Origin of the sequence: Collinsella sp. CLA-ER-H11, assembly GCF_040092445.1 — a bacterium.
GTDB lineage: Bacteria > Actinomycetota > Coriobacteriia > Coriobacteriales > Coriobacteriaceae > Collinsella.
Genome location: NZ_JBBNLN010000004.1, coordinates 89,999 through 111,320 on the forward strand (window position 1 = coordinate 89,999; position 21,322 = coordinate 111,320).

Here is a 21,322-nt window from a genome sequence, read left to right on the forward strand (position 1 = left end):
AAGGTCTTACCAACAAGTACCTCGGACTCTCCGGGTCAAAGACCTCGCGTTCATATAGAACTTACCAAAGGCGTCCTCCCCTACGGAGGGCGCCTTTTTGCACTCATTGGGGACAGACTTACATGAGGGTTTGCAGATGTCAAAGGGATCATAGCCCAGCTGATATGCCTTGTAACTAACGGTACGCCTCGAGCGAGTCGAACGCACCTTACACGGGATTGAGATGGATGTAATCGAGTAGCTGCACCGCCTGTATGTCCGACTCAACCGCGACCCGCGAATAGCGATTATCAAACAGATGTCCCGTTTTCCCATTGAAATACTCATGAGAGTCTGTCCCCAATGAGCGGGGCGATGCAGCAGGCAGATAGTTTTAGTTAAAGCGTTTCAGTTTATTGAAGCGTTTTAGTGTGCCTTTTACGGGAATCTTACCGTTCACCGAATAATTTCTTGCTATCATGCAAGGCGTAGGGTAAATCTCCGATCGCAAGGAGACACAAATGGTGAAAAAGTCACCGGAAAACACTACTCCCGCAATTGTGGACAACGTAGAGGCGCTTGAGGCCAAGCTCGCTCAGATGCGAGAGGCCCAGGCGCTTTTTGCTACGTACACGCAGGAGCAGGTCGACAAGATCTTCTATGAGGCCGCCATGGCCGCCAACAAGGCTCGTATCCCGTTGGCGAAGATGGCCATCGAGGAGACCGGCCGCGGCGTTCTTGAGGACAAGGTCATCAAGAACCACTACGCCGCAGAGTACATCTACAACGCTTACAAGAACACCAAGACCTGTGGTGTCCTGGAGCGCGACGAGGCTTACGGCATCACCAAGATCGCCGAGCCCATCGGCATCGTGGGCGCCGTCATCCCGACGACCAACCCCACCTCCACCGCGATCTTCAAGACGCTGATCTGCCTGAAGACCCGCAACGCCATCATCATCTCCCCGCACCCGGCTGCCGCCAAGTGCACCATCGCCGCCGCCAAGCTCGTGCTTGACGCCGCCGTCAAGGCCGGCGCCCCCGAGGGCATCATCGGCTGGGTCGATGTCCCCTCCATCGAGCTGACTAACATGGTCATGCGCGACGTCGACATCATCCTCGCCACCGGTGGCCCGGGCATGGTCAAGGCCGCTTACTCCTCGGGCAAGCCCGCCCTGGGCGTTGGCGCCGGTAACACCCCGGTCGTCATCGACGACACCGCCGACGTGCTGCTCGCCGTCAACTCCATCATCCACTCAAAGACCTTCGACAACGGCATGATCTGCGCTTCCGAGCAGTCCGTGACCGTCATCGACAGCATCTATGACCAGGTTAAGGCCGAGTTCCAGAAGCGCGGCTGCTACTTCGTCAAGCAGGGTGCCGAGATGGAGGCCCTGCGTGCCGCCATGTTCAAGAACGGCGCTCTCGATCACCGCATCCCCGGCATGGCCGCTGCCAAGATCGCCGAGCTCGCCGGCATCGAGGTTCCCGCCAAGACCAAGATCCTGATCGCCGAGGTCACCTCCACCGACCCCGCCAAGGAGGAGTTCTCCCACGAGAAGCTCTCCCCGGTCCTGGCCATGTACCACGCCAAGGACTTCCAGGAGGCAGTCGACAAGGCCGAGCACCTGGTACTCGCCGGTGGCCCGGGCCACACCGCCTCTCTGTACGTGCACCCCGCCCAGGCCGAGAAGATCAGCCTGTTCGAGCACGTCATGAAGGCCTGCCGTATCGTCATCAACACCCCGTCCTCGCACGGCGGCATCGGTGACCTGTACAACTTTGGCATGAAGCCGTCTCTGACCCTGGGCTGCGGCTCCTGGGGCGGCAACTCCGTCTCCGAGAACGTTGGGGTGAAGCACTTGATCAACGTTAAGACTGTGGCCGAGCGCCGTGAGAACATGCTGTGGTTCCGCGCTCCCGAGAAGGTCTACTTCAAGAAGGGTTCCACGCCCGTCGCCCTCGACGAGCTGGGCAACGTCATGGGCAAGAAGCGCGCCTTCATCGTCACCGATCAGTTCCTCTTCAAGAATGGCAACACCCGCGCCATCGAGGCCAAGCTCGACGAGATGGGCATCGCCCACGACTGCTTCTACGACGTCGAGCCCGATCCGTCGCTGCAGTGCGCACGTCGCGGCGCCAAGCAGATGGCTCTCTTTGAGCCGGACGTCATCATCGCCGTCGGCGGTGGCTCCGCTATGGACGCCGGCAAGATCATGTGGATGATGTACGAGCACCCCGAGTGCAAGTTTGAGGACATGGCCATGGACTTCATGGACATCCGCAAGCGTATCTTCACCTTCCCCGAGATGGGCAAGAAGGCCTACTTCGTCGCCGTCCCGACCTCTTCGGGTACCGGCTCCGAGTGCACGCCGTTCGCCATCATCACCGACAAGGAGACCGGCATCAAGTGGCCGCTCGCCGACTACGCGCTGCTCCCCAACATGGCTATCGTCGACGCCGACAACTGCATGACCGCCCCGCGCGGCCTGACCGCTGCCTCCGGCATCGACGTCATGACCCACGCCATCGAGTCCTACGTCTCCATCATGGCTTCCGACTACACCAAGGGCCTCTCCGAGCGCGCTGCCAAGCTCGTCTTCGAGAACCTGCCCTCCAGCTTCACGAACGGCGCCAAGGACCCGCACGCCCGCGAGGAGATGCACAACGCCTCCTGCATGGCCGGTATGGCCTTCGCCAACGCCTTCCTGGGCCTCAACCACTCCATGGCCCACAAGCTCGGCGCTTTCCATCACCTGCCCCACGGCCTCGCAAACGCTGTCATCCTGACCCGCGTCATGCGCTACAACGCCGCCGAGGCTCCCGTCAAGATGGGTACCTTCTCCCAGTATCCTTACCCCAACGCGCTGCACAACTACGCCGAGATGGCCAAGTACTGCGGCATCGAGGGCAAGGACGACAAGGAGCTCTTCGAGAACTTCATCACGAAGCTCGAAGAGCTCAAGGACTTCATCGGCGTCAAGAAGACCATCGCCGACTACGGTGTTGACGAGCAGTACTTCCTCGACACCCTCGACGAAATGACCGAGCAGGCATTCAACGACCAGTGCACCGGCGCCAACCCGCGCTACCCGCTCATGAGCGAGATCAAGGAGCTCTACCTGGACGCCTACTACGGCCGCGAGCCCCAGGATTACGCCGTCTGCTAGTTTTAGCACGGTTTTTAACGGCGGGGGTGCACGGGTGTTTCACACACCCCCGCCGTCGCTTCTATCGCATCGTTGAAAGGATGCAACCATGCTGCTACCCGATTCCAAGACCGAGCTCGTCCGCCGTGGCAACAAGGTCGTTTACGACCTGGGCGACAAGATTGTCAAGGTCTTTAACGAGACCAAGCCTGTCTCCGACGTGTTCAACGAGGCTTTGAATCTTGCCCGCATCAATGAGTGCGGCATCCGCAGCCCCAAGGCGCTCGAGGTTTCCCAGCTCGAGAACGCCAACGGCTGGGCGCTCGTGACCGAGAAGGTTCCGGGCACTACCCTTGCCGAGAAGATGACTGCCGAGCCCCAGCGCTTTGGTGAGTACCTCGAGATGTTCGTCGACCTCCAGATCGAGATCCACGGCTACACCTCCCCGCTGCTCAACCGTCAGCGCGACAAGTACGCCCGCATGATCGACAGCCTTGATCAGCTCAATGCCACCACGCGCTACAACCTTCAGGAGCGTCTGGACGGCATGACCAAGGAGTTCAAGGTCTGCCACGGCGACTTCAACCCCTCCAACGTCATCGTCGGCGACGACGGCCAGCTCTATGTGTGCGACTGGGCACACGCCACCCAGGGCTCCCCTGCTGCCGACGTTGCCACCACCTACCTGCTCTTTGCCCTCAACAGCAAGGATCAGGCCGAGGCCTACCTGGAGCTCTACTGCGACCGCGCCGACATGCCCATGCAGGTCGTGCGTCAGTGGACGAGCATCGTCGCCGCTTCCGAGCTCGCTCGTAAGCGCAACGTGAACGATGAGTTCCTGAAGAACTGGATCGACGTCGTCGATTATCAGTAATATCTGAGCGATTTATTTCGCATCGGAGGCACAAGGAAAACCCCGAAGCTCATATGGGCTGCGGGGTTTTCCTTTTTAGATATCGAGGATGCCACAAGATAAAAGGACGGCCCGCATCTCCCCGATCTGGAGATATGCGGGGCCGCCCCACATATCGAACTACAAGCGAAATCGTCGATTAACGACGGGCAGCCTTCACAAGCTCGGCGACCTTGGCGACGACCTCGTCGATCGCCACGTCCTCGCGCTCGCCCGTAGCACGGTCCTTGAGCTCCACAGTACCATTCTTGAGGCCACGCTTACCCAGAACGACCTGATACGGGAAACCCATAAGGTCGTTATCGGCAAACTTAAAGCCGGGACGCTCGTCGCGGTCGTCGACGACGACCTCGATGCCCTCGGCACACAGGCCATCAACGATCTGCTCGCAGACGGTAGCGCACTCCTCCTTCTTGGGATCGAGCGGAATCACCGCGACCTCGTACGGGGCAACGGAGACCGGCCAGACGATGCCGTGCTCGTCGTTGTGCTGCTCCACGACGGCAGCAAGCGAGCGGGACACGCCCACGCCGTAGCAACCCATGATGAGCGGCTTCTCTTTGCCGTCCTCGTCCATAAAGGTGGCACCCATGGCCTCGGAATACTTGGTGCCCAGCTGGAAGACCTGGGAGACCTCGATGCCGCGAGCAGCAGAGAGCGGCTTGCCGCAGTGCGGGCAGGGATCGCCGGCAACGACGGTGACCAGGTCGGCCCACTCGTCGACGGTAAAGTCGCGTTCGGGACAGGCCCCGGTAAAGTGATAATCGACCTCGTTGGCACCGCAGGCCCACTGCTTGGACTCGCGCAGGCTCTCGTCGCACACCAGACGAATGCCATCGGGCAGGTTAACCGGTCCGATAAAGCCCTTGTGCAGACCGTTCGCCTGAAGCTCCTCGTCGGTCATCATGCGATAGCCCTTGCCAAAGACGTGCTCGGCCTTGCAATCGTTGAGCTCGTGATCGCCCGGAACAATGGCCACGACCGGCTTGCCCTCGGCGTCGATGAGTGCCAGCGACTTGCGCGTGCCGTTCTCGGGGAACCCAAAGAACTTAGCAACTGCCTCAATGGTGCCCATGCCCGGAGTCTCAACCTTGGTGAGCGTACCGTCACCAGGACCCTCGGTCACGACGACCTCGGTGCTTGCCGCCTCGTCATCGGCAGCAAAGCCGCAATCGTCGCAGTAGACGAGCGAAGCCTCGCCGGCGTCGGCCAAAGCCATGTACTCGACGGAGGTATCGCCACCGATCTCGCCGGAGTCGGCGACAACGGGCAGAGCCTTGATGTAGCAGCGCTCGCAGATGTTAGCGTAGGCCTGCTTCATCTTGTCATACTCCTCCTGCAGGCTCTCCTGCGTGGCGGAGAAGCTGTAGGCGTCCTTCATGATGAACTCGCGGCCGCGCATCAGGCCAAAGCGGGGGCGGAACTCGTCGCGGAACTTATCCTGGATGTGGTAGAGGTTAACGGGTAGCTGCTTGTAGGAGCGCAGCTCATTGCGCACCAGGGCCGTGACGGTCTCCTCGTGCGTGGGGCCCAGGACGAACTCGCGACCGTGACGGTCGTCAAAGCGCACAAGCTCCTTGCCATAGGCGTCGATGCGGCCGGACTCACGCCACAACTCGGCATCGACCATGATAGGCATCATAAGCTCCTGGGCGCCGGCGGCGTCCATCTCGTCGCGCACGATGTTCTCGATCTTGCGGATCGAGCGCCATGCGAGCGGCAGATAAGAATACAGACCGGCGGCCTCCTTGCGGATCATGCCGGCACGGAGCAGCAGGCGGTGGCTGGCGAGCTCAGCGTCCGCCGGATCCTCTTTAAGCGTCGGCGCATAGAGCTTAGACATATACATTGCTCGAGTCATTTACTTCTCCTCAATAAGTTTGTCGACCTCGGCCATAAGCGCGTCGACAATTTGATCCTCAGCTACTTTACCAATGATCTGGCCATGCGAAAAGAGCAGGCCCTGACCTCGTCCGCAGGCAACGCCCAAGTCGGCGTCAGAGGCCTCGCCGGGGCCATTGACCGCGCATCCCATAACGGCGATCGAAAGCGGCGCGGAGTAGTTCTTAAGCCGCTCGGTGACCTCCTCGGCGATGGGAATGAGGTTAACCTGGCAGCGGGCGCACGTGGGGCACGAGACAATCTCGGGACCACGGCGACGCAGGCCCAGCGACTGCAAAATTCCCCAGGCGACCGGCGGCTCCTCAACCGGATCGGCCGTGAGAGAGACGCGCATGGTGTCACCGATACCCTCAGACAGCAGAATACCAAGGCCCACCGAGCTCTTAATGGTGCCCTGAAGCTTGGTACCGGCCTCCGTCACGCCCAGGTGAAGCGGAACGTGGGGAATCTCACGCGACAGGGCTCGATAGGTATCGAGCGTCGTTTGCACGCTATGGGCCTTGGCCGAAAGCACAATGTTCGTAAAGCCGCGGTCCTCAAAGTGCTTGACGAAGCGCTCGCTCGACATCACGAGCTTTTCGGGCTGCGTGAGGTCTTCGTGCTCGGCGATATCCTGCTCAAGCGAACCGGCATTGACGCCGATACGAATCGCACAGCCCGCAGCACCCGCAGCATCAATCACCGCGTCGACCTTAGCCCAATCGCCGATATTGCCGGGATTGATGCGAAGCTTGGCGGCACCAGCCTCGACGGCGCCGATGGCGAGCTTATGGTTAAAGTGAATATCGGCGACGATCGGCACCGGAGACTCGGCACAGATGATGCGGAAACCCTCAAGCGCGGCCTCGGTGGGCACGCTCACACGCACGATATCGCAGCCAGCCTGCGCCAACGCGCACACTTGCGCAAGCGTTGCCTGGGCGTCAGCGGTATCGGTGCAGGTCATGGATTGGACCACCACCGGCGCGCCGCCACCGATCTGCACACCGCCCACATGCACGGGGCGCGTCAACTCGCGAGGCAAAGGATGGGATAAAGACAATCCAAACACTCCCCTACAGGATAAATCGAAGGACGTCGGAACGAAGCATATAGACAAACAGCAGCGCAAAGAGCGCGATGCCCACATAGCTCACAATCGTCTGGACCTTGAGCGGAAGCTCGCGGCCAGCAATCTTTTGAATGATCTCGATGACCAGCTTGCCGCCATCGAGTGGTGGGATGGGCAGCAGGTTCATAAAGCCAAGCGAGAACGAAATGAGGGCGGCAAACGAAAGGAACGTGGCAGGGCCGGCAGCAGCAGCCTGTGAGGACATAACGCTAATGCCCACGATCGAAGAAGACTGATCGAGAATCTCCATCGTATGCTGCGGCTGGAGCAGGCGCATCACGCCCTCCGCTGTCTGCACGACATAGGAGAACGAAAGGCGAGCCGACGTGATGGGGTCTAAACGGACCACCTGCGTAGAGGCATACACACCTAGGCGCTCGTCCTCTTTGAGCGCAACCGAGGTCGAATGCTGCTTGCCGTCGCGCTCATACTCAATGGCGATATCGTCCTTACCGGCGGCCTTGCCGATGGCATCGTAAACGTCCATCCAGGTAGAGCACGATACTCCGTCAACCGAAAGGATCGCGTCGCCGCCCTCGATACCCGCCTTGGCGGCAATAGACCCCTCGTCAACCTGACCGATCACGTTGGTATCCATCGGCACGGTGACACCCGCAATAGAGTAGATGCTCATAAGCAGCAAAAAGCCCGTCAGGATATTGACGAGAATGCCCGCGAGCAGCATAAAGGCGCGCTTGAGAAAACCCTGGCCCAGATAGGTATGCGAACGCTCTTGCGCAAGGAACTCGGCTTCGCCGCACGGCAGCTCCCACACATCGCCCTCGGTAGTCGCATGCTCTCGATCGAAACGGCGGCCGTCAAAGGTGGTGTAACCCGCCGCATCTCGTGGCAGCGTCTGATACTTGGCGGGATAGTAGCTCGGCGAGGGCTTCTCCCCTTCCTCATACCAAGGCGCGATAGAGCCCCAACCCAAGAGCAAGGCGCATGCCTCGAGCACAACCTCCTCGGATAGCTCGAGCTCGGCGGCAAGGTCGGCCACGGTCACGCGACCATGACGATAGATAGCCGCGAGCACGCGATCGGCGCACGAGACGTCGGTCGGATCCATACCGCAGATGGCAGCGTAGCCACCCAGCAGCAGCGGGGTCACGCCAAACTTGGTTCCAATGCGACGTGACGTGTAATGGATGTCAAAGCGACACGGCAGGCCCAAAAAGAACTCGGTCACGCGGACGCCGCAGGCACGCGCCGCCAAAAAGTGGCCGCCCTCGTGCAAAAACACAAGGACGGAAAGCATCAGCAGGCCCCAAAAGACCGATGAGAGAACGCTCAGAACAGTATCCATAAAACGAAAAAGCAATCCTTATGGGTTAGGAACGGGTTGCGGCGAGCACCTGCGCAGCCTTTTCACGCGCCCATGCATCGATGTCGCGAAGCTGCTCAAACGAATCGACCGCCTGCATATCGTGGGAATCCATGCAGGATTCCACAATGCGATCGATATCGGTAAAGCTGCAGCCATCGTTCAGGAAGGCATCGACGGCGACCTCGTTGGCGGCATTGAGCACGCACGGCATGGTGCCACCCGTCATGCCGGCACGTTCGGCCAGTGCCAGACAGCGGAAGGTATCCATGTCGGCAGCATCAAACGTGAGCTGCCCCAGCTCGCGGAAATCGATACGAGGCGCCGGGGTATCCCAACGCTCGGGATACGAGAACGCGAACTGGATGGGAATACGCATGTCGGAAGCACCGAGATGCGCCATCACGGAGCCGTCGGCGAACTCGACCATAGAGTGAATCTTGGACTGACGCTGCACGACCACGTTAATGAAATCGAGGTCGCATTTAAACAGATGCATGGCCTCAATGCGCTCCAGGCCCTTGTTCATGAGGGTGGCGGAGTCGATGGTGATCTTGGCACCCATGGCCCACGTGGGATGTGCGAGGGCATCGGCACGCGTCACGCGGTCGAGCTCGTCGCGGGTGCGGCCAAAGAACGGACCGCCCGAGCAGGTGAGCCAAATACAATGAGCCTCGCGTGGGTTCTCCCCCAGATAGCACTGGTAGATGGCGGAGTGCTCAGAGTCGACTGGAATAAGCTGGCCCGGTTGCGCCAACGGCATAAGCAAGTCGCCGCCGACGACGAGGGACTCCTTGTTGGCAAGGGCAAGACGCTTATTCGAGGTCAAGGCCGCATGGCTCGCCTCGAGACCGGCGGCGCCCACAATAGCGACGAGCACGCAGTCGACATCGTCGCGACGCGCGAGCTCGCAAACCGCCTGCGCGCCAACGCCGAGCTTCGTTCCCTCGGGCAACTCCTGCAGCACGGCGTCATCGCCATGAGCGACATCGGCCACGGCAACCGCCGGAACCGAGAACTCGCGGGCAGCGGCAACGAGCTCGGAGGTACTGGAGTTAACGGACAGCGCCGTCACCTGCAGGCGATCGGCATGCTGGCGGCACACATCGAGCGCCTGGGTGCCGATAGAGCCCGTACAACCCAGGATGGCAACACGGAGACGTCCATCGGGGCCATACGTCGTCTGGAAGGACATTACAGCACGCCTCCGATCATCAAAAGCAGCTGCGCGGTAATGCAGCCAAAGATAAGCGAATCGCTACGATCGAGCATGCCGCCGTGGCCCGGGATAAGGTTACCGGAATCCTTAACGCCCACACCGCGCTTGATGCGCGACTCGATGAGGTCTCCGATAACGCCCAGGACGGACACGACCACGCCGCACAGCAGCGCATAGGGCAGGCTGAGCTTGTAGAAGTGCGTCGCCCACAGGATGAGCCAAATCAAAACCGAGCCCAGGATGCCGCCGACAAACCCCTCCCAGCTCTTTTTGGGAGAGATCTTGGGAACCATCTTGTGCTTGCCGATACGGCTACCCACGATGTAGGCAAACGAATCGGAGACCCAAAGGGACGCGCAAACGCCCACCGAAAGCAGGGCGCCGGCAAAACCGGGCACGGCATCGCGCAGCAGCACGATAGCCGACAGCATAAAGCCAGTGTAGATGGGACCCATGAGCGTCACGGCCACATCAGAGATGCGGGTACGCGGCGACCAAACATACCAAATGCCCACAGCGAGCATCAGGGCAAAAAGCAGGGCATTCAGCAACATCGAATCGCCCAACGCCGACAGCGGAAAGAGTACGGCGGCAGCGATACCCATGCGCTCGTTAGCCATCTTGCCATCGAGCCTCGTCATACGGAAAAACTCATAGCAGCACAGGCCGCTCATGACAGAAACAAAGATGGCCGTGGGCACAATACCCAAAACCAGGCACAGGATAAAGACAACGGCATAGACGATACCGGCGGCGGCACGGGTGATAAAGCCGGCAAGCCACGAACCGGTGCCATTCTTCGCTGCGGGCGCTCCCGCAGCGACAGCCTTGCGCTCAGATGTCTTGGGGGCAATTGCCTTGGGACGATCGGACACGATTAAGCCTCCTCGGACTTGCTCAGACCACCAAACCTACGGTCACGGCCCTGATAGGCCAAAATGGCGTCGACAAGGCCCCAACGATCAAAGTCGGGCCAATAGGTATCGGTGACGTAGAACTCGGAATAAGCCACCTGCCACAGCAGATAGTTCGAAAGGCGCAGCTCACCAGAGGTGCGAATCACAAGCTCAGGATCGGGAAGACCGGCGGTATAAAGGTGAGAAGCCACCATGTCGTCATCAATTGCGGCAGGATCAATCTTACCGGCGGCAACGTCGAGCGCGATCTGACGGACAGCGCGGGTAATCTCGGCACGCGCGCCGTAGTTGACAGCAAGCGCCAGCGTCATACCGGTGTGATCGGCGCACTCGGCAAGACCGCGTTCAAAAACGTCGCGGGTCTTCTTGGGCAGCGCGGAAATATCACCCAAAAAGACAACGCGCACGTTTTCGCGCTTCAGAAGCGGCAACTCGTCGATGAACGTCTTGGCAAACAGGTGCATCAAGACGTTGACCTCATGCTGCGGGCGGTTCCAGTTTTCGGTAGAAAACGCATAGGCCGAAAGCACGTCGACGCCCAGGCGCACGCAGGCGGTAATGATCTCGCGCAGCGAGACGATACCCGCCTTGTGGCCCTCGGTGCGTGCAAGACCGCGCGACGTGGCCCAACGACCGTTGCCGTCCATGATGCACGAGATATGGTGCGGAATGTTATTGAGGTCAAGGTCGGAAAAACCGACGCCCGCAGGGGCGTCGGCAAAGTACTCGACCAGTTTATGCTCGTCGTATTGCACCTTAGATCTCCATGACCTCGGCTTCTTTTTCCTTCAGAAGCTCCTCGACCTTGGCGACATACTCATCGGTGTGCTTCTGGACCTTAGCCTGCTCGCGACGGACATCGTCCTCGGTGAGCTCCTCATCGCGCTCGAGCTTGTTGTTGAAGTCGCGACGGATGTTACGGATAGACACCTTGGCCTGCTCGGCGTACTCGCGGCACTCCTTGACGAGCTCGCGACGGCGCTCCTCGGTGGGAGCCGGGAACGGCAGACGAACGACGGTGCCATCGGAGTTGGGGGTAATACCCAGATCGGAAGCGCCGATGGCCTTGACGATAGCATTGATGAGTGCCTTGTCCCACGGCTCGATGAGCAGCATGTGGGCCTCGGGGGTCTTGACGGCGGCAACCTGCGTGACCGGCGTGGGAACACCGTAATAATCGACAGTGATGTCGGACAGAATGTTGGCATTGGCGCGGCCGGTACGGACCTTGGAGAAGTTATGCTTGAGGGACTCGAGCGACTTGTCCATATGGGCGGTGATGTTCTCTGCCATGCTTAATCCTCCTGATAGACGAGCGTGCCGACGGGCTCACCCGAAAGCGCGCGCTTGACGGTGTCCTCGCCATCGATGTTGAGGACCAAAATCGGCATACGGTTGTCCTGGCACAGTGCCGTAGCCGTGGAATCCATAACCTGCAGACCGCGGACGAGAACCTCGTGATAGGTAATCTTGTCAAAACGGACGGCATCGGCGCACTTGACGGGATCCTTATCGTAGATGCCGTCAACCTTGGTTGCTTTAATCAGAATCTCGGCGCCGATCTCACACGCGCGAAGAGCCGCGGCGGTGTCGGTCGTAAAGTACGGATTGCCCGAACCGGCGGCAAAAATAACGACGTTGCCCTTGGAAAGGTGGTTGATGGCGCGACGGCGAATATAGGGCTCGCAGATCTCGTTCATCTGGATAGCGCTCATAACGCGGCAGGGAACATCGTTATGCTCGAAGGCATCCTGCAGGGCGAGCGCGTTCATAACGGTTGCCAGCATGCCCATGTAGTCGGCCTGAGCACGCTCCATGCCACCGGCAGCGCCTGCCATGCCGCGGAAAATATTGCCGCCGCCGACAACGACGCCGACCTCATGGCCAGCGGCGAGCAGCTCCTTGACCTGCTTGGCAAGATGGTCGGTAACCTTGGGGTCGATGCCATATTGGCCGTCGCCCATCAGTGCTTCGCCGGAAAGCTTAAGAAGCACGCGTTTATATCGGATGTCGGACAAAGCGATCCTCCTTTAATTAGACTCTCAATATGATATCAAAGGCTCTGATAAGAGCCATGAAAAAGCAGGCTGTGAGTAAAACCCACAGCCTGCTCATTACCAGCTACAAGAGCTTATTTACTCGCCACGGACCAGACGGTCAAAGGCAACGACGGTAATGGTGTCGCCGAGCTCCTTGGAGACCTGCTCAGCGTACTTCTTGATGGTGAGGGAGCTGTCCTTGATGAACTCCTGCTCGGTGAGCACGGACTGCTTGTAGAACTTCTCCAGACGGCCGACAGCCATCTTCTCCTGGATAGCCTCGGGCTTACCGGACTCGGCAGCCTGAGCCATGTAGATCTGCTTCTCGTGCTCGACGGTCTCGGCCGGAACCTGATCGCGGGTAGCGCAGATCGGGGCGACGGCGGCAACCTGAAGGGCAACGTCGTGAGCGAAGGTCTTGAAGGATTCAGCCTGAGCGGTCTCAGCCTTCTCGAAGGCGAACTCGACGAGGACGCCGATCTTACCACCCATGTGGATGTAAGAAGCGAGCGCGCCGTTCTCAGCCTTGCGGGCAGCGAAGCGGGAGATCTTCATGTTCTCGCCCATGATGTGAATCATCTCGGTGAGCTCGGAGGAAACGGTCTCCTCGCCCATCGGCTTCTCGAGCAGAGCGTCGACGTCAGCAGGCTCGGTGGTAGCGACAACCTCAGCGACCTTGGAAGCAAAGCCGGTGAACTTGGCGTTGGAGCCAACGAAGTCGGTCTCGCAGGAGAGCTCGAGCAGAGCGCCGGTCTTGCCATCCTCGGAGACGAACGCGGCGACAGCGCCCTCGTTGGTCTCACGGCCAGCCTTCTTGGCAGCCTTGGCAAGGCCGTTCTTACGCAGAACGTCGACAGCGGCGTCCATGTCGCCGTCAGCCTCGACGAGAGCCTTCTTGCACTCCATCATCGGGGAGTCGGTCATCTCGCGGAGCTGCTTGACCATAGCGGCGGTAATCTGGGCCATTGTGGTTCCTTTCAAAGAGATGAAAAAGAATTAACTAAGACTGATTTACTCGGCCTTGGGCTCAGCGGCCATCTCGGCCTCGGAGACCTGCTCCTTGCCGGAGCCAGCGAGGCAGGCGTCAGCCATGAGCTCGCACATAAGGGTGACAGCGGAGATAGCGTCATCGTTGCAGGGGATGCCGTACTCGACCTCGTCGGGATCGGAGTTGGTGTCGATCAGGGCGACGACGGGGATGTTCAGGCGCTGGGCCTCCTTGATGGCGTTCTCCTCGCGCTTGGTGTCGATGACGAAGAGAGCCTGGGGCAGACCCTTCATGTCGCGGGCGCCACCGAGGTTGGTCTGGAGCTTAGTGAGCTCCTTGCCGAGAACAGCCTGCTCCTTCTTGGGCAGAACAGCCATGCGGCCGTCCTCGACCATGGCCTCGAGCTCCTCCATGCGGTTGATGCGGGAGCGGATGGTGACGAAGTTGGTCAGCATACCGCCGAGCCAACGCTGGTTAATGTAAGGCATGTTGGCGCGCTCAGCAGCGTTCTTGACGGCCTCCTGAGCCTGCTTCTTGGTGCCGACGAACAGCACGTTGCCACCCTTGGCGACGTTCTTGACGAAGGTGTAGGCCTGGTCGGCGTCGAGGATGGTCTGCTTGAGGTCGAGGATGTAGATGCCGTTACGCTCACCGAAGATGAACGGCTTCATCTTGGGGTTCCAGCGACGGGTCTGGTGACCGAAGTGGCAGCCGGCCTCGAGCAGGGTGCGGATATTAATCTTGGTAGCCATGTTAAACCTCCTGTGGTTTGCCTCCGCGCGGGGTCATCCTCCAAAACCAACCCGGACATGTGCTACCAAAGCCCGGGCACCACGGTATGAAGTAGCCGCGCGTGCGTGATAAAAACATGTTGCCGTGAAGCAACCCGATGAATGATAGCAGGAATGCCTCTTCCTGCCAACCCGCAATCAAAACCACACACCTGAGTGCGGCGCGGGACGTCCCAGCCACTATTCGCCGCGGGGATGGGCTTGAGCCACAGCCCGCTTAAGCCGATCGGGTGTGAGATGCGTGTAGATCTGCGTCGTGGACAGGCTCGCATGACCTAGCAGCTCTTGAACCGAGCGCAGGTCCGCACCGCCCTCGAGCAAGTCGGTCGCAAAGGTATGGCGCATCGCATGCGGGGCGATGTCAGCCGGAATGCCGGCGAGCGTCGCCAGCGTATGGAACCGCCGCCGGAGCATCGCGGCGCTCATGCGATTGCCGCGCGCCGATATAAGCAGCGGATGCGGCCCGGTAGCGAGGTCGCGGCGCTTTGACCGAGCGAGCAACTCCGGCCTCCCCTCTTCAATATAGAGACGCGTCACATCGAGCGCACGACGATACAGAGGAACGATGCGCTCCTTGCTTCCCTTGCCCCACAGGCGCAGCGTGCGCTCGGACCATGAGATGGATTCCACATTGAGCGCCGCAAGCTCTGAGATGCGGGCACCCGAGGCATAGAGCAACTCGAGCATCGCCGCATCGCGCAGTCCCGCGGGTGTTGAGGTATCAGGCGTCTTGAGCAGCGCCTCGACCTGCTGGGTCGTAAGGACGCCCGGCAGGTCACGCGGCAGCTTGGGCGACGCGATCGCCGAGACCGCATCGCCCTCGACAATCCCCTCGGCAGCCATCCAGCGATAGAGAGATCGAATAGCCGACAGGTGCGCCGCAAGCGTTCGGGGAGCCACCTGCTCACGCGAAAGCTCGGCAAGATAGCGACGAATGGTGCGCACGTCGGCAGCGAAAGCATCAATATCCTCGCGCTCGCACCAGGCAGCAAAGCGCTCCAGTCTCGAGCCATAGGCCGTCACCGTGTTGGGAGAAAGCCCCTCAACGCGTGCGATATAGGCGATAAACGAGTCGACGGTGTCGTACAGGTCAAAGGCTATGACCGGTCGCCTCCAAACAAGTCGGAACGCGTGGCCAAGTAGGCATCGAGGGCCTCGAGCGCACGGTCCGCATAGGCCTGATAGCGGTCGCGCTTGCTGCGGCGCTTACCATCCTCGAGTGGCGGCACCAGGCCAAAGTTGACATGCATAGGCTGATAGCCCACGGTGGCAGGATCGGTCGCATAGCCCACGAGCGCACCCAGGGCACCCACACGCGGCAACTCGACGCCCGCGGCACCGATAGCCTCGGCATAGGTGTTGAGCGCCGCGAGCAGACCTGTCGCCACGGCTTCCATGTACCCCTCGGTGCCGGTGATCTGACCGGCCAGGCGCACGCCGGTACCGGGCACGGCAAAGGTGCCATCGAGCACGTGCGGAGCGTCGACAAAGGTATTGCGATGCATGACACCGTAGCGGAAGAACTCAGCGTTCTCCAGGCCCGGCACCATATGGAAGACGCGCTTCTGCTCGCCAAAGGTCAAGTTGGTCTGGAAGCCCACCAGGTTATAGGCGGTCTTCTCCTTGTTCTCGGCACGCAGCTGTATCGCCGCCCAGGGGCGACGTCCGGTACGCGGGTCGGTGAGGCCAACGGGCTTCATGGCGCCAAAGCGAATGGCGTCCTTGCCGGTGCGCGCAACTTCCTCGGCAGGCTGGCAGGCCTGGAACAAATCGCCGCCCTCAAAGTCTTTGAGCACCACGCGGTCGGCCGTGGTAAGCGCCTCAATAAAGGCCTCGTACTCCTCCTTATTGAGCGGAGCGTTGAGATAGTCGCCGCTCCCCTGCTCCTCATAGCGCGACTGCGAGAACAGCACGTCCATATCGAGCGTGGAGGCATCGACGATCGGCGCCGCCGCATCAAAGAATGCCAGGGCATCGCCACCGACGAGCTTCATAACCTCTTCGCTCAGCGCCGGTGAACACAGCGGGCCCGCGGCAATGACCACGTGACCCTCGGGAATCTGCGTGACCTCGCCGTGCACGACCTCGATATTGGGACGGGCGGCAACCTCGGCCTCGACAAGCTCGGAAAACTTGACGCGGTCGACCGCCAAGGCGCCACCGGCGGGAACAGCCGCGCGATGGGCGCAATCGAGCAGGACTGAACCCATGCGCTCAAGCTCGGCTTTCAGCAAACCAGCCGCGGAATCCGGACGGGTCGACTTAAACGAATTGGAGCAGACGAGCTCTGCCAGGTGATCGGTATGGTGGGCCGGGGAGCTCACCTGGGGGCGCATCTCGCACAGCTTTACGGCAAACCCGCGGTCTGCCAGCTGGATCGCGCACTCCGAACCCGCCAGACCGCCACCGATAACCGTCACCTGATCGAACTGCATCTGCAAACACCTTTCTAATTGACACGTTTTCCATTGTGACCGAAGGGTGTCTGGGCGTGAAGGGCAAACTTGGAGGGCGCATACCTTCCATCCATCATGCGCTCGATAAGGCCCTCGAGTTCAAGCGAACCCAAGAGTTTGAGTACGCCGACAGCATCGAGCGAGACGAGCGCCGCGATGTCGTCGACCTTGAGCGGAGAGGCGATGAGCGCATGCATCACGGTCTGCTGCGTTGGATCCAGGTCGGCAATGCCGGGAGCATCGGGGCGCGAGTAGCGCAGGGTTCCGTAGATGCGTGAGATAGCCATCTCGATAGATTCCTCGTCGACGATGCAGCAGGCACCGTTCGCAATGAGGTAATTCGTGCCACGCGACTCGGGCGATAGGATCGACCCCGGCACGGCAAGAAGTTCGCGCCCCAAATCCATAGCAGCCTCGGCTGTAGAAAACGTCCCAGAAGGCATACCCGCCTCGGATACAAAGAGGGCTTGCGACAGGGCCGCGATTACGCGATTGCGGCGCGGAAAGGCGAACTTGCGCGGACCCATGCCCCACGGAGAGATCGACACGACCGCGCCACCCGTATCAAGCGTGCGCGTAATCAGCCCCGCGCTCGAACGCGGGTAGACCACGTCGGCGCCCGTCCCCAGCACCACAACGTGTTTGCCGCCGGCGTTGACCGCAGCCCAACCCGAGGCCTGGTCACAACCGACCGCACCGCCCGAAACTACCGTCACTCCCGCCTCAACCGCCACCTTCGCCGCAAGCTCTGCCACGGCAAGACCATACGGCGAGGCCTTTCGCGCACCGATGATGGAGAGCGCGGGCGTCGAAAGCGCCTCGGGGTTGCCGCGCACATAGAGCGTCTGAGGTACATCAGAAAGCTCCAAAACGGTCTCGGGATACAACGCGTCACCTGGATGCAGCTCGAAGGTCCCCTCAGCCATCATTGGTCCCTCCTTCCCTGGTACATCGCCGCCTCGAGCACGTGGTCCTGCGTAACTTGCTCGCTCTCGGCGACATCGGCGATCGTGCGCGCAATGCGAACCAGGCGCACGATGCCACGCCCTGTGAGATGCGTGCGTTTGGATAGGCCGAGTACGCATTTCTCGGCAGCATCATCGAGCTCAAAGGTCGAAACGACGCCGTCAATGGACCGTGTCTCGTCATCCTCGGCCTCGGCATCCGCATCGTCCATACGGGATTCGCGCCAGGCGCGAAAGGCGCGACCGCGCACAACGTAGTCACGTAACTCGGCCGACGACATACCCTCCGCACCCTCGATAATCACTTGGGGGTCGGGACGGGTCACATCGATCATCATGTCGATACGGTCGGCCAAAGGACCGCGCAGTTTAGACCGATAGCGCTCGACCATCGCCGCCGAGCAGCGACACGGCACCTCGCGATCGCCCAAAAAGCCGCAGGGGCAGGGATTGCTCGCAGCCAGCAGCTGAAAACGCGACGGAAAGGTAAAGGCCCCGTCGACGCGTACGATCCTGACGTAGCCGCGTTCGATAGGCTGTCTGAGCGTCTGCAGTACGCCCGTGGGAAACTCGGCAAGCTCGTCCAAAAATAGCACGCCGCCATGAGCTAGGCTGATCTCACCCGGGTGCACCGGGCGCCCACCGCCGATAAGGCCTGCGGTCGAAATACTGTGATGGGGACTGCGGAAGGGCCGGTGCCCCGCCAACAAGCCATCAATGTTCTCGCCCAAGACCGAATGGATGCACAGCGCCTCCTGTTGATCCTCAACGGAAAGCTCGGGCAGGATGCCGGTCATACGACGCGCGAGCATCGTCTTGCCCGATCCCGGGGACCCGATCATGAGCAAGCCGAGTTCTCCTGCCGCCGCAAGCGCCATGCCGCGTTTAGCGACTTCCTGCCCCAGTACGTCGGCATAGTCGAGCTCAGGCTCAAAGGTCGCCTCGACACCCTCGGAATCCAGGTAGTGCCGCGCGGCATCGCCCATACCATGAGCAAGCTGAGACAAATGATCGATAAATCCGCAGTCAACGCCAGCAAGCGGCACATGCTGGTCGGACCTGCCGGCGATAAAAGACAGCCCCATGTCGCGAGCCAGCAGCTGAAACGCCACCTCGCCCTTGACGGGAAGCACCGTACCGTCCAGACCAAGCTCACCTGCGATAAGGCAGCGATCGAGGTTGTCACGGGGAATCTGCCCATCGGCCGCTAGAACCGCGATGGCGATGGGCAGGTCAAAGCCGCTACCGGTCTTGCGGATATCGCCGGGTGCCAGGTTAACGGTAATGCCCGAGCGCGGGATCTCGAACCCGGCGGAGCGCATCGCGCAGCGAATACGACCGCGTGACTCCATCACCTCCATACTCGGAATGCCGAGCATCTGGATGCCCGGAACGCCACCGGCAAGCGAGACCTCGACCGTGACGTGAATCGCCTCGACGCCGCGGATGCAGGCCGCGTGAACGGCAAACGTCTCGAACGCCATCACGACACCTGCCAATCGAACGCGTTGTACTGGTGCTCGATCTCGGCGATATGTCCGCCGCGAATGGTGACGCCCACGGCATCGAAGCGAATCGCCTTGAGCGGATAATGCTCCATGAGATAGCAGCTTGCGATGCGGCGGTAGCGGCGTTGCTTTTGGGCGTCCACGGCCTCCTCGGGAAAGACCCGCGTGCCGCAATCCAGTGCGACGCGTCTGGTCTTGACCTCGGCCATCACCACGACATCGTCGAGCTCATCGAGCAGCACCAGATCGGCCTCGCCCTCGGTGCAACGATAACCCTGCTCCAGCAAGGTGTAGCCGCGCTCGTTAAAGTAGTCGATGGTGATCAGCTCGCCCAGCATGCCCAGCTCGCGCGGACTGAGCCCCTTGATAAACTCGGGCGTCATCGCCCCGCAGTCGAGCTCGCCGTTTTCCCAACGCTCCTTGAGCTGCTGCGTCTTGCTCTTTTTGCTTGCGGCACTCATGGGGTCTCCTTTCCCGCACACTGCATTGCCCCGATGATGAGGGCACCTTTCATGCGGGTAAGTACCGGAAGCAAACCAAAAGCTGACCAAATGCCGTCAAAAAACGGGCCGTACGCAACAATGGTGTTGCATACGGCCCGCTACCAGCAGGTTTATAAAACCCCAGAGGTCTCTGTCTCCACAATTGACCTAGAAAAGGCGCTCAGTCTGCAGAAAGTTTCCGCAAAAGCTCACACGATGCAGTGGACAAAGTCCATGTTTTCGAATGGCCTCGATGTGCTCGGGGCTCGCATAGCCCTTCGACTCGGCCAGATGGTACTCGGGATACTCGGCGTCGTACTCGACCATCATCTCGTCACGCGTGACCTTAGCCATGATGGACGCCGCGGCGATGCAGGCGATCTTGGCATCGCCCTTCACCACATCGCGCTCGTTAGGAACGGCGCCCAAGGGGTTGCCATCCATAAGCACGCAATCGGGCTCGAGCCCCGTATCGGCCACGGCGCCCGCAACGGCGGTACGGATAGCACGGGCCATGCCCATCTCATCGATATCCTTAGGCGCGATATGGCAAAAACCGATCGCCGTCGCCACCTCGGCAATCTTCACTGAGAGCAACTCGCGGCGCGCCGGCGTGAGCTTTTTGGAATCGTTGATGCCCCAGACGCGCGGCTCCATAGGAAGGCAGACAGCGCATACCGTCAAAGGACCGGCCACCGATCCGCGACCCACCTCGTCGACACCAACGACCACCCCATCGCCGCCAAGCTCATGCATAAGCTCGTACATGTCATTGACGCGCTCGCGCTCGGCAAGTTCCTTGGCATGGCGCTTAAGAGCACGCTCGCAAGCCTTGATCACCTGCTGGCGCGGGTCCTCGCGATAATGCTCCACGAGGGCGGGGATCTCCTCAAACGTTGCGCTCGCCAGCTCTCCGGCAACCTGCGATGCCGAAACCGAGCTCGTCATATTGGCCATACCAGGCCCTCCTTGCATGCAAATCAGATAAAAAGAAGGGCCACCCGAAGGTGACCCTTGTGTCCAAACGAGTGGACAGACGCTGCGATCTTCTTAGCGCTTCTCGGGGATGCGAGCAGCCTTGCCCACCTTGTCGCGGAGGTAGTACAGCTTGGCGCGACGGACGCGACCATGACGAACGACCTCGAGCTTGGCGATCTTGGGGCTGTGAAGCGGGAAGGTACGCTCAACACCGACACCGAAGGACATCTTGCGGACGGTGAAGGTCTCGCGGGCACCGGCGCCGGCCATGCGGATGACGTCGCCCTGGAAGACCTGGATGCGCTCGCGGTCGCCTTCCTTAATGCGGTAGTGAACCTTGACGTTGTCGGCGACGCGAACCTGAGGAATGTCCTCGCGGATCTGCTGACGCTCGATTGCGCGGATGTAATCCATGTGCAATTCCTTACTCTTCTAGAGGTGCCGTACCACCTTGGCCGGCACGTAGTTGAACAAACGTATTCGAGTATACACGCGCGGGTTTCTGCTGCAAGAACTATTTTTTACGCAGACAAAAAGACAAAACCCGCACATGATAACCGCCCGCCTCACGAATGAGACGGGCGGCATGAAGGGGGGCTAC

The 21,322-nt window shown here is 60.5% G+C and carries 19 protein-coding genes; 2 read left to right on the forward strand and 17 right to left on the reverse strand.

Annotated elements, in window-relative coordinates:
- The first annotated feature begins 500 nt into the window (after nt 1-500).
- Both adhE and AAAX35_RS04315 read left to right on the forward strand, forming a co-directional pair.
- A complete protein-coding gene (gene adhE, locus AAAX35_RS04310; RefSeq protein ID WP_349116855.1) occupies nt 501-3,149 on the forward strand; it encodes a bifunctional acetaldehyde-CoA/alcohol dehydrogenase in 2,649 nt (882 codons plus the stop codon).
- Nucleotides 3,150-3,237: 88 nt separating this feature from the next.
- A complete protein-coding gene (locus AAAX35_RS04315) occupies nt 3,238-4,002 on the forward strand; it encodes an aminoglycoside phosphotransferase family protein (protein WP_035138543.1) in 765 nt (254 codons plus the stop codon).
- A gap of 178 nt (nt 4,003-4,180) precedes the next feature.
- Here AAAX35_RS04315 and AAAX35_RS04320 read toward each other — a convergent pair whose 3' ends face one another.
- The 17 genes from AAAX35_RS04320 to rplS form a co-directional block, all read right to left on the reverse strand.
- Nucleotides 4,181-5,902 (reverse strand): proline--tRNA ligase, encoded by a 1,722-nt coding sequence (locus AAAX35_RS04320; RefSeq protein ID WP_349116856.1) that lies wholly within the window; start codon nt 5,900-5,902, stop codon nt 4,181-4,183.
- Nucleotides 5,903-6,985, reverse strand: coding sequence for a flavodoxin-dependent (E)-4-hydroxy-3-methylbut-2-enyl-diphosphate synthase (gene ispG, locus AAAX35_RS04325; protein ID WP_349116858.1), 1,083 nt, complete (start codon nt 6,983-6,985; stop codon nt 5,903-5,905).
- Between the two features lie 13 nt (nt 6,986-6,998).
- Nucleotides 6,999-8,360, reverse strand: a complete 1,362-nt coding sequence (locus AAAX35_RS04330; RefSeq protein ID WP_349116859.1) for a M50 family metallopeptidase — start codon at nt 8,358-8,360, stop codon at nt 6,999-7,001.
- A gap of 25 nt (nt 8,361-8,385) precedes the next feature.
- Complete coding sequence (dxr, locus tag AAAX35_RS04335) at nt 8,386-9,573, reverse strand: 1-deoxy-D-xylulose-5-phosphate reductoisomerase (RefSeq protein ID WP_349116860.1); 1,188 nt, start codon at nt 9,571-9,573, stop codon at nt 8,386-8,388.
- Nucleotides 9,573-10,472: a phosphatidate cytidylyltransferase gene (locus AAAX35_RS04340; protein ID WP_233504656.1), complete on the reverse strand. Its 900-nt coding sequence runs from the start codon at nt 10,470-10,472 to the stop codon at nt 9,573-9,575. The genes dxr and AAAX35_RS04340 overlap by 1 nt, the downstream gene beginning before the upstream one ends.
- A gap of 2 nt (nt 10,473-10,474) precedes the next feature.
- On the reverse strand, nt 10,475-11,269 hold the full coding sequence (locus AAAX35_RS04345) for an isoprenyl transferase (protein WP_349116861.1): 795 nt from the start codon (nt 11,267-11,269) through the stop codon (nt 10,475-10,477).
- Between the two features lies 1 nt (nt 11,270).
- Entirely contained in the window at nt 11,271-11,807 is a 537-nt protein-coding gene (gene frr / locus AAAX35_RS04350; protein WP_006236112.1) for a ribosome recycling factor, read from the reverse strand.
- Nucleotides 11,808-11,809: 2 nt separating this feature from the next.
- Complete coding sequence (pyrH, locus tag AAAX35_RS04355) at nt 11,810-12,532, reverse strand: UMP kinase (RefSeq protein ID WP_349104543.1); 723 nt, start codon at nt 12,530-12,532, stop codon at nt 11,810-11,812.
- 117 nt (nt 12,533-12,649) lie between these two features.
- On the reverse strand, nt 12,650-13,519 hold the full coding sequence (gene tsf / locus AAAX35_RS04360) for a translation elongation factor Ts (protein WP_022094736.1): 870 nt from the start codon (nt 13,517-13,519) through the stop codon (nt 12,650-12,652).
- Nucleotides 13,520-13,564: 45 nt separating this feature from the next.
- Nucleotides 13,565-14,293 (reverse strand): 30S ribosomal protein S2, encoded by a 729-nt coding sequence (rpsB, locus tag AAAX35_RS04365; RefSeq protein ID WP_006236109.1) that lies wholly within the window; start codon nt 14,291-14,293, stop codon nt 13,565-13,567.
- 219 nt (nt 14,294-14,512) lie between these two features.
- Nucleotides 14,513-15,433 carry a tyrosine recombinase gene (locus AAAX35_RS04370; RefSeq protein ID WP_349116924.1) on the reverse strand — a complete coding sequence of 307 codons (921 nt, stop codon included), beginning with the start codon at nt 15,431-15,433 and terminating at the stop codon, nt 14,513-14,515.
- Nucleotides 15,430-16,767 (reverse strand): methylenetetrahydrofolate--tRNA-(uracil(54)-C(5))-methyltransferase (FADH(2)-oxidizing) TrmFO, encoded by a 1,338-nt coding sequence (trmFO, locus tag AAAX35_RS04375; RefSeq protein WP_260698842.1) that lies wholly within the window; start codon nt 16,765-16,767, stop codon nt 15,430-15,432. The genes AAAX35_RS04370 and trmFO overlap by 4 nt, the downstream gene beginning before the upstream one ends.
- A 14-nt stretch (nt 16,768-16,781) precedes the next feature.
- Nucleotides 16,782-17,714 (reverse strand): DNA-processing protein DprA, encoded by a 933-nt coding sequence (locus AAAX35_RS04380; RefSeq protein ID WP_148331238.1) that lies wholly within the window; start codon nt 17,712-17,714, stop codon nt 16,782-16,784.
- Entirely contained in the window at nt 17,714-19,237 is a 1,524-nt protein-coding gene (locus AAAX35_RS04385; protein WP_035138568.1) for a YifB family Mg chelatase-like AAA ATPase, read from the reverse strand. Before AAAX35_RS04385 ends, AAAX35_RS04380 begins: the two co-directional genes overlap by 1 nt.
- Nucleotides 19,237-19,722 carry a YraN family protein gene (locus AAAX35_RS04390; RefSeq protein ID WP_349116863.1) on the reverse strand — a complete coding sequence of 162 codons (486 nt, stop codon included), beginning with the start codon at nt 19,720-19,722 and terminating at the stop codon, nt 19,237-19,239. Before AAAX35_RS04390 ends, AAAX35_RS04385 begins: the two co-directional genes overlap by 1 nt.
- A 189-nt stretch (nt 19,723-19,911) precedes the next feature.
- Nucleotides 19,912-20,700, reverse strand: a complete 789-nt coding sequence (locus tag AAAX35_RS04395; RefSeq protein ID WP_055250018.1) for a ribonuclease HII — start codon at nt 20,698-20,700, stop codon at nt 19,912-19,914.
- A gap of 93 nt (nt 20,701-20,793) precedes the next feature.
- Nucleotides 20,794-21,135 (reverse strand): 50S ribosomal protein L19, encoded by a 342-nt coding sequence (rplS, locus tag AAAX35_RS04400; RefSeq protein WP_006236098.1) that lies wholly within the window; start codon nt 21,133-21,135, stop codon nt 20,794-20,796.
- Between the last annotated feature and the right edge of the window lie 187 nt (nt 21,136-21,322).

Bases quoted from the DNA above. Each gene is read 5' to 3' on its own strand.
- trmFO (WP_260698842.1), bottom strand. From the start codon at position 16,767: ATGCAGTTCGATCAGGTGACGGTTATCGGTGGCGGTCTGGCGGGTTCG.
- AAAX35_RS04320 (WP_349116856.1), bottom strand. From the start codon at position 5,902: ATGACTCGAGCAATGTATATGTCTAAGCTCTATGCGCCGACGCTTAAA.
- AAAX35_RS04380 (WP_148331238.1), bottom strand. From the start codon at position 17,714: ATGGCTGAGGGGACCTTCGAGCTGCATCCAGGTGACGCGTTGTATCCC.
- AAAX35_RS04395 (WP_055250018.1), bottom strand. From the start codon at position 20,700: ATGGCCAATATGACGAGCTCGGTTTCGGCATCGCAGGTTGCCGGAGAG.
- dxr (WP_349116860.1), bottom strand. From the start codon at position 9,573: ATGTCCTTCCAGACGACGTATGGCCCCGATGGACGTCTCCGTGTTGCC.
- rplS (WP_006236098.1), bottom strand. From the start codon at position 21,135: ATGGATTACATCCGCGCAATCGAGCGTCAGCAGATCCGCGAGGACATT.
- AAAX35_RS04385 (WP_035138568.1), bottom strand. From the start codon at position 19,237: ATGGCGTTCGAGACGTTTGCCGTTCACGCGGCCTGCATCCGCGGCGTC.
- AAAX35_RS04330 (WP_349116859.1), bottom strand. From the start codon at position 8,360: ATGGATACTGTTCTGAGCGTTCTCTCATCGGTCTTTTGGGGCCTGCTG.
- adhE (WP_349116855.1), top strand. From the start codon at position 501: ATGGTGAAAAAGTCACCGGAAAACACTACTCCCGCAATTGTGGACAAC.
- AAAX35_RS04315 (WP_035138543.1), top strand. From the start codon at position 3,238: ATGCTGCTACCCGATTCCAAGACCGAGCTCGTCCGCCGTGGCAACAAG.
- AAAX35_RS04390 (WP_349116863.1), bottom strand. From the start codon at position 19,722: ATGAGTGCCGCAAGCAAAAAGAGCAAGACGCAGCAGCTCAAGGAGCGT.
- frr (WP_006236112.1), bottom strand. From the start codon at position 11,807: ATGGCAGAGAACATCACCGCCCATATGGACAAGTCGCTCGAGTCCCTC.
- rpsB (WP_006236109.1), bottom strand. From the start codon at position 14,293: ATGGCTACCAAGATTAATATCCGCACCCTGCTCGAGGCCGGCTGCCAC.
- tsf (WP_022094736.1), bottom strand. From the start codon at position 13,519: ATGGCCCAGATTACCGCCGCTATGGTCAAGCAGCTCCGCGAGATGACC.